A 13,416-nucleotide genomic window follows, 5' to 3' on the forward strand; every position below is an offset into this window, starting at 1 on the left:
CGATAATTTACAATATCCATCAATTGTAAGTCCAAAAGAGTAGTTTGGTAAAGTATTGTTTGACACAAATGGCAAGTTGGCATACCAAATTATCGAAATATAAGATTTATTGGCCCGGTGAGGGGTATATTTGTAAGCTTAAAATGCAAAATAACCTCACCAAAAAGGATGGCATAGATGCAAGATAGCCAAGCTCAGGGAGAAGAGACCCGCGCAGCCGAGAGGATCGCATCCGAATTGATCGGACGCGTGAATTCAGGGGCGCTGCCTGAAGGCGGAGCCTTGCCCACGGAGCGAAGGCTTTGTGAAGAGTTCGGAGCCTCCCGGCCAACGGTTCGCGAAGCGCTTTCCCTAATGCAGCTCCGTGGGTTCGCTGCGCTCGGCGGCGGAAAAAGACCTCGGGCATCGAAGCCTTCGCTTGATCAAGTGCTGCAATCTGCCGCCGAACACATTCGATACGTGCTTGGCGATGCAGAAAGTGGGGCGCACCTCGAACAAATGAGGCAGTTTATTGAAGCAGGTGCTGCGCGTGCGGCGGCCGAGAACTCAAGCAACATTCAGCTTGCAAAGATGCAGGCGGCGCTTGCGGCTAATATGAAAGCCATTGCAACTGTGGACTTTCCGCAAACCGACATTGCTTTTCATCGGACGATTGTGTCGGTCATTGGAAACCCGATCATCCTGAAACTCCACGACATGTTTGTCAGTTCACTTTTGGCTACTCGTCCGGCCGTCCACGACCAGCGGAGCAATGACGAGCTTGTCTACGAGGAACATCGCCAGCTTTACGACGCAATTCTCAACAAGAACGCAAGTTTGGCATCCGAACTTGTCGAAGCGCACTTGGCACGATCGTACCGATCGAGGCTTGCCGCACCAACTTCTCTACTGGCGCAATCGCAAGAGACGCCAGAAAAAAGCCCGAAAAGCGGCTAGCGCCGCTCAGATAGCACAAGGAGGAAATGACGTGCTCAAAAAGATTCTTACTACTACGGTAGCGATTGCCGCGTTGGCGTCACCCGTGCTTGCCGAGCGAGCCCTGACTTTCGGGCTTCAAAACAACGAGACGTCTAATCTTTATCAGGGTGTTGTCGAATTCAAAGAGACACTCGAAGCGCTGTCAGGCGGAGAAATGACTGTAGAAATCTTCCCGAACGCCTCGCTTGGAGATTTTAAGGCAATGGTCGAGCAGGTTCAGGCCGGAGAATTGGACATGGTCATGACCGGTTATCCCGACATGTCATATTTGATTCCCGAGCTTACACTTGTTGGTGCGCCTTATGTCGTTGACGACTTTGCGCACCTTCAACGCATTGTTGCCGGCCCCTGGGGTCAGGAGATGAATGCAAAAATGGAAGAAGAGAATGTCCACCTTGTCGACGTTTGGTATCAAGGCACTAGGCAGACCACATCGAACAGAGCTATTAACTCTCTAGAAGATATGGCCGGGCTGCGCCTTCGGACGCCAGGTGTTCCGTTTCTGATTGCGTACGCAGAAAATACAGGCGCCACCCCCGCCCCGGTTGCTTTCCAGGAAGTCTATCTGGCATTGCAGACTAATCAGGTTGACGCTGAAGAAAACCCGCTGCCAACGATCGAAGCTATGAAGTTCTACGAAGTTCAAAGCCACATTGCGCTAACGAACCACTTCATAGCGTCCGCAGCCATTCAGATTGGAACGTCCACCTGGAATTCGCTTAGTGACCAGGAAAAAGCCTGGGTCGAGGCCGCGGTGAACGCTGGTGGCGAAGTCTCTGACGGCATGACCTTCCAAGACGAAGCAAATCTGATTTCGGTGTTTGAAGGGCGCGGTTTGACGATAACAAGTCCAGATACCGGACCGTTCCGTGAGGCGATGAAACCTTACTGGGACGAACTTGAAGCTGAATTTGGCGAAGGCGCCATAGCCAATGTGCGCGGTGACGGCTGACATCACATGGCGGGGCGCTTTCGGCGCCCCTTATTCCTTGCAATAGAGGGACGGGATGAAGAGAAAATACGGGTTTGAGGCCACCATTTCCTCGATACTATTCATCATCCTATTTGGCGTGATCGTTTACCAAATTCTGGGACGTACGACAATTGTAACTGGCGCGGTTTGGACCGAAGAAGCTGCTCGGTGGATCTGGGTCTGGATGGCCCTTATTGGGATTGGGACAGTCGAACGAGATCGGGCACACTTGCGTATGGGCTTTGTAGTGGAGCTTATGCCCGCGCGCGTGCAGCATTTTATCGGCATTGCCACAGACATCTTGTACCTAGGCATCGCCTGTCACCTCGTTTGGATCGGTTGGAGGACGGTTCTCCGCACCTGGGACAATGCTTCTGTGACTTTGGTCTTCACCGACGGCGTCCTTTACGCATCCTGTTTCGTTGCCATGGTCATCGTGGTATACCGGGTACTTCAGCGTCTGATTTTGACGATCGGCGGCCATGCCTTGCCAGAGGGAGAGCGATAATGGTTCTCGCGGCGGTTGTTTTTGGATGGCTTTTTCTAGTCCTACTTAACGTGCCGATCGGCTTGTCGATGATTTTTGTATCTATGGGGTACTTTTACTATTCCGGCTTAGGCCTATCCTTCGCCACGCGTAGAATGGTTGACGGACTGGATAGCTTTCCCATGCTGGCAGTTCCGTTATTCATTCTTGCCGCGGCAATTCTGAACTCGGCTGGCATTACAAACCACCTGTTTGGTTTCGCCCGTGCACTTGTCGGGCACATTCGAGGTGGCCTCGGTCACGTGAACGTTCTCGCGTCTCTGTTCTTTTCAGGTATGTCCGGTTCGGCGATGGCCGATGCGGGTGGTCTTGGAAAAATGGAAATAGAGGCCATGCGAAAAGCTGGTTACGACGATGAGTTTGCTGGCTCAATCACCGCCGCGTCGTCGATGATCGGGCCGCTGGTGCCGCCGTCGATCACGATGGTGCTCTACGGCGTGATCTCGAACACTTCCATTGGAAAGCTGTTCTTGGGTGGCATTGTGCCAGGTGTTCTTTGCGCGATCAGCCTGATGGTGATGGTCTATCTGTTTGCCAGAAAGCGCGAGTATCCGCGGGACAAACTTCAGAAACCTACAGAGATATTCCGCCTATTTATCAAATCGCTGCCCGCTCTACTGACTCCTGCAGTGATCGTTGGCGGCATTTTCTCTGGCTGGTTCTCACCCACCGAGGCAGCCGCCATCACGGTGCTGTACGCCATTCTAATCGACTTGGTGTTCTATAGGGAATTGACCTGGCGTAGGCTCTGGGACTCCATCTATGAAACCTGTGTTACTTCAGCGGCCATCGGCACAATCATTGCTGGAGTTGGGTTGCTGGGCTGGGTTCTCGCGCGGGAACAGGCGCCTCAGCAGATAGCACGATTGTTTCTATCCATAGCCGACGACCCAGTATCTTTCCTGATAGCCGTCAACATCATGATCTTTGTTCTGGGCGCATTCATCGAGTCGCTTGTAATTTTGTTGATTGTTGTTCCGATCCTTGTTCCGATAGCACTGGGATACGGCATAGATCCGGTCCACTTCGGAATAATCGTTGTGCTAAACCTCATGATATCGATTCTGACACCACCTATGGGGATGGCTTTGTTTGTGGTTGCACAAGTCGGCGACATTCCTTTTCAAAGACTAGCGCGCGCGATTGTCCCATGGTTGCTGCCGCCGATCATAGTGCTTGTTCTAGTTTGCGCTTTCCCGATACTGGCGACTGGGCTGCCAAGCCTTTTGGATTGAAAAAATGAACGTACTTGAAAGCCTCCGAGGCGGATTGGTCGTTTCGTGCCAGCCTGTCGACGGGGGGGCGATGGATGCCCCCCTTATCGTCGCAGCTATGGCGAAAGCTTCGCAAGACGCCGGCGCTTTTGGCGTGAGGATCGAGGGAACTGAAAATCTCCGAGCCGCCAGACCAAAGATCTCAATACCAATCATAGGTATCATCAAAGAGGATCTGCCAAACTCACCGGTGCGGATTACACCACGAATAGATCAAGTGAATGAATTGGCCGAGGCCGGCGCAGACATCATTGCCTACGACGCCACGGACCGGCCGCGCGTAGATCATCGCGACAAGGTGTTAGGTGCGATCGTCAAGTCGGGAAAAATCGCGATGGCCGACTGCTCGACGTTTGAAGACGCCCAAACTGCGATCGACAAGGGCGCCAAGATCATTGGCACGACGCTTTCCGGTTATACGGAAGCAACAGCATCTAATTCCGAACTGCCGGACTTTGAGCTTATCAAACAGTTCGCAGGTTTGGGTGTGTTCGCAATGGCAGAGGGTCGAATAAGCACTCCAGAGCAGGTCACACTTGCGTTCAAATGCGGCGCGGACTCAGTAACAGTCGGCACAGCTTTGACCCGGCTTGAGCACCAAGTGGAAAGGTTCGTGAATCGAACGAAGGCCAGGTCGGGTTGATAGAAAGTACTGCAATATCCGGATGTGCGGTAGACGTCGGAGGAACAAAGACAGCGGCGGCACGTTTTCAAAATGGTCGGCGAACGGGTTTCATTATGCAGGAGACCGATGGATCTCTAGAGCTCAATAGTCATCTCAAAGTGATTGAAAACCTGCTGTCCAAACTGGACTGGAAACCGGGAACCGAACAGCTAGGTGTTGCGGTTACAGGAATGGTTTCAAAGAAAGGCGACTGGACCGCGGGAAATGTCGGCACAATTTCTGGCGTCAGTGACTCCCCTCTTGGCGACGAGCTGCGAGCTCGCTTCGGAAACGTCAATCTGATGAATGATGCAGCCTCGGCGACCTTGGCTGAGCATTGTCTGGGGGCAGGGCGAGGCACCGACAATTTTGTTTATCTTACGGTCTCGACTGGTGTCGGTGGCGGCGTCATTGCCAACGGTTCACTACTTGAAAGCAAACAGGGCCTGGCAGGTCATTTCGGATTCACTACATCGCGAACGGCGGATCGAACATGCGGTTGCGGCCGATTTGCTACATTCGAAAGCGTTGCCTCAGGGCGCGCCTTAGCACAGGCCGCAACCGACCTCGGTATGGGCGAAATTGACGCAAGGAGCGTCTTCCGCTCCGCTGCTGTTGGTGAAGAATGGGCGAATGTGTTGGTCGATCGCTCAGCGAAGGCAATCGCCGAACTGGTGGGCAATCTCGTTGCGGTTTTCGATCCGGAGTGCATCGCTTTTGGTGGGAGCGTCGGTCTTGCATCAGGTTACCTTGAACGCGTGCAATCTCACCTGGCTGCAGAGCCAGTATTGTTCCAGGCACCCATTGTAAAAGCGCGGCTCGGTCCGAATGGTCCACTGTTGGGCACGTTGATAGATCCGGGTCAATCATTCCACTCCCGCCATATACAGCGTTGGCATAAGGAATAGGCGCTTGTCGGCTTGCATGGGGACATCGACCAGTTGCGGGCTGGTGAGCAGAATGACAAAGCCAACCGTCCATTTGCAGGTAGGCTGTCTTTCCGTCTCGGTGGTGAGCACCTTCGCGCCATTGCCTAGGAACCTAACTCGTGACTCAAGTGAACCGCAATTCTGTCCGCATCCCAATCTTTACGTTAGATGGTACCGAGTTTTTGCAGCGAACGGCAGGATTGGCGTGCAGCAGCGCAGCGATTGCAAGCTTGGGCGAACGGCGGCTGAGGGCCGATAACTCGTATTTGTGACAGATACTTAAAGGTCCGCATCGTCCGCATAGCGGTCGCTCGCGATACTCAGGCGAACGTCTGTACCGAGCCCACTTTGGCCGGTGCTGCGCGTTGCCCCAATGACAGCAATGCGCGGAAAGCAGACTTTGCGTCGACAAACATGCGACACGTTTCATCAGTATCTGATCAGAGTATCCAGGATCACTTGCCGCGTTGCGTCATCATTTTGGAAAATCCTGCCGGCGAGAAACTCAGATGGAAACTCCGGCCACGTTTTGCGCATTTCGGAAATAAGTCGCTGAGCTTCTTCGGTATGTCCCAACTGATCCTGCGCAACGGCTTGGAACAGGAGAGAAGGAGCACTCACAGGCGCACCGGCTGCGGGCGCTCCTTTAAAGGCGTCTACTACCTTTTCGTATTTCCCGAGCATCAGTTGCGATACACCCCAAATGTTTCGTGCGCCAAAGCGGCCCGATCCTGACCTGAGTCTTTCTGGATCGCTAACCTCAGCCGCAAGTTCTGGGGCGCCCGCCATGATGGCGGTGATGCCGACAAGATCCAGAATATGACCATCATTCGGCGCAAGCTCGACCGACAGTCTTGCGAATTTAATAGCCTCGACTGGATTGTTTTGGGTGGCCAACACCCAACCATTTGCGCCGTTTGCCCATGCATCGGTGGGAGATAGATCAAGCGCTCTTTCCGACATCTCGGAAGCTTGGCTAAAGAGGTCATCTCTTTGTGCATTATCAGGGGACAGCATGGCCAAAGTCGCCAGGACCTGTGCCGATCCGGCATAACCGTCCGAGAGTGCGGGGTCGAGCTCCGCGGCATGCTGAAAAATTCCCAGTGCTATTTGCTGGCGCTTGACGTCAAAAACAGGAAAAAACATGCCTCGGGCCTGATCCGCAAGATTAGCCGCCTGAAGCCTTGTCAAAGACTGCTCGCCAAGAGCAGTTCGCTCAGCCTGTTCGATGGATTGAGCTGTGGGCAAAACCGCCTTGTTATCCCGAGTGAACCACAAGCCTGTCACCGCGATCAACACTAGGCAACCCAGCCCAATTGGCAGCAGTTGCACCAGACGTCGATTCCCGCCAAGCAGATCGCTATCCTGAGCATTTGAGTTGTCGCTTCCTGTCGTCCTGCCTTGCGAAAACCGTGGTTTGTATCCGCCGGAATCAACAAAAATGCGAACTCCCTCACCGTCCCATTGATCTTCATAAAACTCATGTAGCAGTCGCCGCAGGCGCCTGGCTTCGACGCGGACAAGGTTTCGACCACCAGTGCCATCAATACTCCGACCGTAGACTTCGACCGCGATTGCTTTACCCCGGATCTGGGTACCGCGACCCGCGAGAGTTTCTTCGACCACGTATGTAAGAAATTGTTGGAGTCGAGGCGAAGCCTGGAACGCGACGCTGGACACAACGCTCTGAAGTGCCTGTCGAACAAGCTCCGGCGATGGCGGTGCAACATCTTGATCTATCGACAATTCATTAGCTTGGTTCAAAGCAAACTCACCCCCCAACTCACGGTGACTCACTTGGCATATGTCGTCAACCGCTCTCATCTTGATGTGAGAATAGATAGTGGGAACCGGGGATTATCCAGTGACTTGGGAACTGAGTGATGAGCTTCCAGATCTTTCCGATGCGCTTTCAGGGCGTACCGAAACGGATGCGTTACTCAGCGAGGCAATCGAAGACCTAAAGAAAGTTACTGCGCTGTTGGATGACGCATCGATCACAGCCTCAGAGCGCGCGGAATGGGCCCACATCAGATCCGAACTCGTTAACGAGCTTCGCCGGATGGTGAAGCGCAACCTTCGTAGCATTTCCAACTAAGGGCATAGCCATGACAAAAGAAGACAACGGCAAAGAACTTAAGAACGAACAGATCCAGAAATCTGACGAAATCGAAAACCCTTCCCGGCGACACGTTATGCAGGGACTGGCAGCAGGTGCGGTCGCAACCGGTGCCGTTAGCTTCGGTACAGGAACTGCACAGGCGCACCCCGGTGATGGACCACTAGGCGAAAGCCTAAAGAACCCGTACGGCGGCAGGCCTGCCGGGGGCATCACTCTGCCGGAGTACTTCCGTCCTACCAAATACATGACGGGCTCGAATGCGAACTATTTCCCGCTTTCCGAGGACCTCGGGCCCGACGAAATGCGGATATCGTTCTGTGGTTCGACGCCATTTCCGCCCCGCGAAGATCAGGCTGGGACTTGCATCATGGTAGAATTGGGTAATGGAAAGAGGTTCTTCTTCGACTTCGGCTCGGGCTGCGTCCGCAACATTATCGGGATGCAGGTTCCGGGGCAGTTGATCAACGACATCTTCATCACACACCTGCATGTCGATCACTATGCAGACATCCCTTACATCTACCCGTTCCGGGCTTGGTCTGGTGGATACACGCCGCTGCGCATTCACGGCCCTTCTGGTCGGACACCAGAGCTTGGTACAGCCGGAATGGTGAAAGGCATGCAGCAGATGCTCAAATGGCATCTTGAGGCCTTCGATGTGTTCCCGATTGGGGACGGCTACGAGATCGAAGTTAACGAATTCGATTTCCGTCAAGAAGGCGGCATCGTCTATGACGAAGATGGTGTGACTGTTCGGTCCTGGCCTCGTAGCCACGCCAAAGACGGTGCAGTCGGGTATCGGCTGGATTGGAACGGACTGAGCTTTGTTTGGACCGGCGACGGCCGCCCGGATGAACTGAGTCTTGAATACGGAAAAGGCGTCGATGTGTTTGTGACCGAAATGTCCGGACAGGATATCGGTCAGTTGATGACCTACAAATACGGTCTGCCGCAAGAGCTGTTCAACTACACAATCGATACGCACCATACATCGCACTATGCGGTCGGTAAGATGATGGCTGAGGCGCGCCCGCGGCTTGCAATGGTAACCCACTATACGCAAGACGAGGACATCGATGCCGAAATGCTGGCGGGAATCCGTGCCCACTACGATGGGCTGTTCGCTTGGGGTTTGGACGTCGCCGTCGTCAACGTCACCAAAGATGCAATCTGGTATCGGAAGGCGACACTTCCCGGAAAATCTGGTTCGGTCGCGCCATTCCGCGAATTGGGCAAGATGGAAGCAGAAGGCAAGATCACATTGCCGGATGAAATCAAGCCGCCAGCACCGCGGTCATCACGTGCTGAACAGCAAGACCAGAAGTACCGGGACATGGAGATCGATCCTAAAGAATACTACCCAGCTGATGTATTCCGGGCTCCCGATCCAGAGTGGCCCAGTGATTTCGTAATCAAGGTCGATGACGTGATCCCGAACCGCAAGAAGAAGACGGAGTAACGACATGATCGAATTTGGGTCGTCGTCCGCAATCCCCGTAACGATCCTTACCGGCTTTCTCGGAGCCGGTAAGACAACACTTTTGAACCGCATCCTGACAGGCAATCACGGGTTGCGGGTTGCGGTTCTGGTGAATGACTTTGGATCAATAAACGTTGACGCCGACTTGGTAGTCGGTCTCGAAGATGATGTGATGAGTTTGGCAAATGGCTGCGTTTGCTGCTCGATCCGAGATGACCTGATCGAAACGGTAGAGGCCGTTCTCGCCCGGCCTGAGAAACCGGAATACATCGTCCTTGAAGCAAGCGGAGTGTCGGACCCGTCATCAATTGCGATGACATTCACCGATCAGAAGTTTCGGGACATGATCCGCTTGGACAGTCTTATGTGTCTTGTTGATGCAGAACAGTTATTTGCCGCGCCGGAACAAATGGAACTGAAGCTCCGTCAAATCGCGTTCTCGGACATGGTTATTTTGAACAAGGTCGACCTCGTCGACAGGGCGGCTGTTCAAAGGGTGCACGATTGGCTCGGGTCTCGCTTCCGTCGATATCGTCTTGTCGAAGCGGTCAACGCGGATGTCCCACTGGATATTCTTCTTTCTGTTGGCCGCTTTGCCGCCGAACAGCTCGAAACAGAAATACCCGATCATCACGAACATGGACCGGATTGTGGTTGCCACCACTTTGATCACTCGGACAGCTTCTCAACAACAATGATGAAAGCTGAACGCCCGATAAGCTTGTCTTCTCTTCGGAGTGCAATTCGCAAGCTTCCGGGCGACGTCTATCGCCTCAAGGGCTTTGTTTTTAGCGAGGAGGATCCGGATCATCGCATTCTTGTTCAGGTAGTCGGAAAGCGTATGGACATCGCAAGGGATGGCGCTTGGGGCCAACGAAAACCCGAAACAAGGCTTGTTGCAATAGGTGCACCAGGGGCCCTTTCGGAATACGAGCTTTCCGATGCGTTGTTGGCGACCGCATAGCAGCAAGTTAGACCAAACTTGTTTGCGTGTGTTTATAAAACTCCAACACGTAACAGCTCGAAAGCCCGCAACACCGCGGACCAAAAATGGAGAGAAACCTAATTGCTGAAGCAGCTTAGGAAATGGAGCCAAGCGATCAGATTGCTCGCACCTGCCACTGCGTTTGTTTTGTCGGGGACGGCTTTGTGCGCGCAGGACGTTTCAAGTCGAGAACTTGAAGATACAACCCAAAACCTCGGATTGCCGAGTTCAGCTGGAGGACAAGATGCCGAGTTGCTTTCCGCTTTCCACGGACTCGAGGCGTTGCCGCGTGTAGCAAATCTCATTTGCAGAAGTTCCAGGGGCAAAGACGGGATGCCCGTCATCTTTTCAACCGAGGTAGATCTGGAAACTTTGCAGGCAGGTGACTTCAGAGTTGTAACAAAGTCAGGTCAGATCGGAACAATGCACTGCGCGTCAGTATTGCCTGCTACCGATCCCGGTGAATTGCGCACTGTGCTTCTGATCGGGGATTTTGGGAACGCTTCAGAGGATCCACCGGTTGAAGTCGAGGTTATTGGACACATTCATTCCATCGATGGAACGCTTGATTTTCGAGGTGCCACTGTGGCCGTGACTCCGCTGGAAGACGGGCCGTCATTGATCTTGGCCGAGGTTGTTGAGGATTGGACTTTGGTCGGAAACTTGGGACCACGCCGAACCAGAGGAAGCCTTTGTCCAAGTGACAACATCGTACAGGCCATTCGGGTAACTTGGGCGGGTGGCGTTACGCTGGCGAACGGCAAGGAACCTGGCGATGCGGAACGTGATCTGTACAGGATCATCGTAGAGGCCGAAGATGGATTTCAACGCACGGTTACGCCCGCAGCGCTTGCCGATCTGGGTGACGGGGACAATAACCACATGCTCTGCCTTGACACAAAGGACCGTCCTATCTCGGTTTCCTTTCCAGCCGGCGTTTTGACGGATCCGAACGACGATCTGAACCCAGAAACCAGCGTATTTGTTACAAAACCCAATTAACAAACTGCTTTAAGGTTTGTTCGAATGGACTTTTAGCCGAAAATGCCCGGCCGGGCCGGTTGCGGGTATTGCAGCGGTAAATGCGAATGAACGGACTTGTTCGCCTCTCGGACATTGCACACTCGGTTTTGAAGGTCCGCTTTGGGCTGACTGCGGTCCTTTTGGAGCAGTACTGCGGATGTCTGCAAAGTCCGCATCCCAGACCTTTGAAGCTGTGGCAGCGAACGGCCGTTTCTGGCAGGAGCGGTCGTTAAGGCACTGAAGCGGACCCCGCACCTCGGTTCCGTCGTCTTGAAGGGCTTCTGTACGCGGCTTAGCTGACATCTGACCGAACCGCTCAGATGTCGAAGAAGAGCCCAAAGCGAACATGGTTGTTTCGCGGAAGTTGTGTTTTAGGTTGTCCACTTAGTAGCGATAGTGGCACCTAATGCATAAATCGGGTTCAATCCAACTGGAGGCTGGCAATATCAAAGAAGGCGTCTAAATTCCCGCTCTGAGGCCTCTTACATTACATTTATCCGTTGCTTGCAAATTCGTCTTCCGGCTCTTCATCCGGGGTTTGATCTGCTCCCTCCGCTTCTCCATCAACATCATCGTCCTCCTGGCCGTCGGCATAAAGGCTTCCGTCGTCCGAAGTGCCAAGCGTGGCTTTTACCGATTCTTCATCGGGATTGGAGGCGCGGACGGCGCTAAGGACGCGGTCTTGCTGTTCCTCCGCGATGATTGTGTCGTCAGAAAAGTCGCCTTTGTAGTGCCCCAACAGGCTGGCTTCCGCGTCATGCACCGCCTCCGCAGCCGCCAACTGATCGTCGGTCGGCTGCCCTATCTTATTTCCGTCCTCATCTGTTGTTACGTCGTGCGCATTTTTCACCGCTTGTGCGGTTTCCAAGTCTTCGGGCGCAATCGTACCGGGGGTGGCCGCCTCATCGGCAAGAACCTGTTCAGCTTCCTCCAGCGTCATCGGAGCCGTGTCCAAATAGTCATACGCCGCAGCAATTTCCTTCACTTCTTCAGGGCTCAAGTCGTAATCTTCACCCATGACATGATTGAAATTTGCGTCGGCTACGGCGAGGCCAGCGGCCAGGCTCACAGGCCCTGTACCTTTCGCATACTGTCCGTTCGCGATATGCGCGAGTTTTGCATTTACACTGGAGTTAATGGCACCATTCAGTTTGCCGAGGTTACGCGGGGCAAGCGTGCCATCATCAAGGAGTTTTGCTTTTCTGCTTGGTGGTCTCGGGGATTGCGCGACACTCGCTTTACTTGTTCGTGTTGTGGTGGTCCGTGCCTTGTTCCCTTTGAAAAGACCTTTGACACCGTTTTGCTTCAGGTTACGCCCCAAGGCCTGAAAGTCTTCCTTCACAGCCCGACCCAAACGACTGCCGCTCTTTGATTTATGACTTTTGCTGGCAGACTTCGTTCTTGTCCCGTTTAGCGTTTTGTCGGAACCCCATCCCTTTTTGGCACCTTTTTCACCGCTGTTGCCGCCCTTTCCGCCACCGTTGCCACCTCCGTTATCCCCTTTTCCGCCGCCGTTGCCCCCACCTTTTCCGTTACCATTTTTTGCATATGCGTAATCGGTGGCGAAAACGGTCACGATTGGCGCGACTACAAATGCAGACAGCACGAGTGCGGAGACACTCACTTTAAGGAAGTTCAACACGTAAGAAATCCTTTTTACGTAGCGAAATACAGATTAGCGGCGACGTGCAAATGCCACACTTAAAAGTGTTGTCAAAACGGGGCCAGAATGTGGCAACGATCCGACATTTCGGAGTGGATATTTTTAATTTAACATTAACAGCTTAGCCGTTACTCCCAAAAGAATCACTGGGGAAGCATCAATACTGTTGACAATAGTAATTGGCTTGGAGCTTTTGTCTCCAAAAGCGGTCAAAAAAAACGCCAAAACTGAAATAATTTGAGCGTTAATCTTCGGTTAATGTGGGGTTTGAAAAAGATTAGTCAGTTTTTCACGAGTTGACTATGATTAAGCAAAGCAAAAGGGATCTATTCCCACCTTTAAGTTACACCAAGGTCGAAACTTTTAGCCCAAACAAAAATAGCGCCCTAAAATCTTCGATAAGGAAGGCTATGATTGCTTTTCCCGTATTGCTGTATTTTCTTCTTTTGGCCTTTTTTCTAAATAGAGCGTCCGCCGCAAGCTATGTATCGATCCTGTAGTGGAAGAAGGCTTTTGCCCTGAGATGGGCGATGAGGGCCCGCGCTTTTAGGTCCGACAGCGAAAGATAACTCTGTTCGTCAGCTCCGCCTGCTTAGCAATCCTTCAATTGATTCCGGAGCTCTGCGCTGCAGCAAACGGCAGCTTCGTCCGCATGTGAGACATTGGACGTAGGTGCAGCGAATGGCATGTGTGGATGGCTCCTTCCTAGCAAGACATTTTTGATCTGATTTGCGCATTTGTCAGAAGCAGTCATGTGTCCGGCCTGTCTGCGCGGTTT

Annotated in this window: 12 protein-coding genes; 10 read left to right on the forward strand and 2 right to left on the reverse strand. The window is 53.0% G+C overall.

The features are described from left to right. Nucleotides 1-177 precede the first annotated feature (177 nt). The 6 genes from ACR0CG_RS21355 to ACR0CG_RS21380 are packed head-to-tail and all read left to right on the forward strand — an operon-like array spanning nucleotide 178 to nucleotide 5,344. Complete coding sequence (locus ACR0CG_RS21355; protein WP_480527387.1) at nucleotides 178-936, forward strand: FCD domain-containing protein; 759 nt, start codon at nucleotides 178-180, stop codon at nucleotides 934-936. A 31-nt stretch (nucleotides 937-967) separates the two neighbouring features. Further along, nucleotides 968-1,930, forward strand: coding sequence for a sialic acid TRAP transporter substrate-binding protein SiaP (locus tag ACR0CG_RS21360; RefSeq protein WP_480527389.1), 963 nt, complete (start codon nucleotides 968-970; stop codon nucleotides 1,928-1,930). Nucleotides 1,931-1,985: 55 nt separating this feature from the next. Further along, the gene (locus ACR0CG_RS21365; RefSeq protein WP_480527391.1) at nucleotides 1,986-2,459 is read left to right on the forward strand and encodes a TRAP transporter small permease; all 474 of its coding nucleotides are present in this window, start codon (nucleotides 1,986-1,988) and stop codon (nucleotides 2,457-2,459) included. After that, nucleotides 2,459-3,733, forward strand: coding sequence for a TRAP transporter large permease (locus ACR0CG_RS21370; RefSeq protein WP_480527392.1), 1,275 nt, complete (start codon nucleotides 2,459-2,461; stop codon nucleotides 3,731-3,733). Before ACR0CG_RS21365 ends, ACR0CG_RS21370 begins: the two co-directional genes overlap by 1 nt. Nucleotides 3,734-3,737: 4 nt before the next feature. Further along, nucleotides 3,738-4,415 (forward strand): N-acetylmannosamine-6-phosphate 2-epimerase, encoded by a 678-nt coding sequence (locus ACR0CG_RS21375; protein WP_480527394.1) that lies wholly within the window; start codon nucleotides 3,738-3,740, stop codon nucleotides 4,413-4,415. Beyond that, the gene (locus ACR0CG_RS21380; protein WP_480527395.1) at nucleotides 4,412-5,344 is read left to right on the forward strand and encodes an ROK family protein; all 933 of its coding nucleotides are present in this window, start codon (nucleotides 4,412-4,414) and stop codon (nucleotides 5,342-5,344) included. Before ACR0CG_RS21375 ends, ACR0CG_RS21380 begins: the two co-directional genes overlap by 4 nt. Before the next feature lie 450 nt (nucleotides 5,345-5,794). Here the strand turns inward: ACR0CG_RS21380 and ACR0CG_RS21385 are convergent, their stop codons facing one another. Continuing rightward, nucleotides 5,795-7,162: a hypothetical protein gene (locus ACR0CG_RS21385; RefSeq protein WP_480527397.1), complete on the reverse strand. Its 1,368-nt coding sequence runs from the start codon at nucleotides 7,160-7,162 to the stop codon at nucleotides 5,795-5,797. Nucleotides 7,163-7,229: 67 nt separating this feature from the next. On the opposite strand from ACR0CG_RS21385, the gene ACR0CG_RS21390 reads away from it, so the two are divergent. The 4 genes from ACR0CG_RS21390 to ACR0CG_RS21405 all read left to right on the forward strand — a co-directional run bounded on the left by ACR0CG_RS21390 (nucleotide 7,230) and on the right by ACR0CG_RS21405 (nucleotide 10,954). Then, entirely contained in the window at nucleotides 7,230-7,463 is a 234-nt protein-coding gene (locus tag ACR0CG_RS21390) for a hypothetical protein (protein WP_170678873.1), read from the forward strand. 10 nt (nucleotides 7,464-7,473) lie between these two features. Continuing rightward, on the forward strand, nucleotides 7,474-8,946 hold the full coding sequence (gntH, locus tag ACR0CG_RS21395; protein ID WP_480527399.1) for a guanitoxin biosynthesis MBL fold metallo-hydrolase GntH: 1,473 nt from the start codon (nucleotides 7,474-7,476) through the stop codon (nucleotides 8,944-8,946). A gap of 4 nt (nucleotides 8,947-8,950) precedes the next feature. Then, nucleotides 8,951-9,931, forward strand: coding sequence for a CobW family GTP-binding protein (locus tag ACR0CG_RS21400; protein ID WP_480527401.1), 981 nt, complete (start codon nucleotides 8,951-8,953; stop codon nucleotides 9,929-9,931). A gap of 354 nt (nucleotides 9,932-10,285) precedes the next feature. Continuing rightward, nucleotides 10,286-10,954, forward strand: a complete 669-nt coding sequence (locus ACR0CG_RS21405) for a hypothetical protein (protein WP_480527402.1) — start codon at nucleotides 10,286-10,288, stop codon at nucleotides 10,952-10,954. A gap of 514 nt (nucleotides 10,955-11,468) precedes the next feature. On the opposite strand, the gene ACR0CG_RS21410 is transcribed toward ACR0CG_RS21405, so the two are convergent. Then, entirely contained in the window at nucleotides 11,469-12,617 is a 1,149-nt protein-coding gene (locus ACR0CG_RS21410) for a hypothetical protein (RefSeq protein WP_480527403.1), read from the reverse strand. Nucleotides 12,618-13,416 lie beyond the last annotated feature (799 nt).

The sequence above is a fragment of the Ruegeria sp. AB8 genome, from assembly GCF_056542605.1.

Coding starts and splice junctions, on each gene's coding strand:
- ACR0CG_RS21355 (WP_480527387.1), top strand. CDS start 178: ATGCAAGATAGCCAAGCTCAGGGAGAAGAGACCCGCGCAGCCGAGAGG.
- ACR0CG_RS21365 (WP_480527391.1), top strand. CDS start 1,986: ATGAAGAGAAAATACGGGTTTGAGGCCACCATTTCCTCGATACTATTC.
- ACR0CG_RS21370 (WP_480527392.1), top strand. CDS start 2,459: ATGGTTCTCGCGGCGGTTGTTTTTGGATGGCTTTTTCTAGTCCTACTT.
- ACR0CG_RS21375 (WP_480527394.1), top strand. CDS start 3,738: ATGAACGTACTTGAAAGCCTCCGAGGCGGATTGGTCGTTTCGTGCCAG.
- gntH (WP_480527399.1), top strand. CDS start 7,474: ATGACAAAAGAAGACAACGGCAAAGAACTTAAGAACGAACAGATCCAG.
- ACR0CG_RS21400 (WP_480527401.1), top strand. CDS start 8,951: ATGATCGAATTTGGGTCGTCGTCCGCAATCCCCGTAACGATCCTTACC.
- ACR0CG_RS21405 (WP_480527402.1), top strand. CDS start 10,286: ATGCCCGTCATCTTTTCAACCGAGGTAGATCTGGAAACTTTGCAGGCA.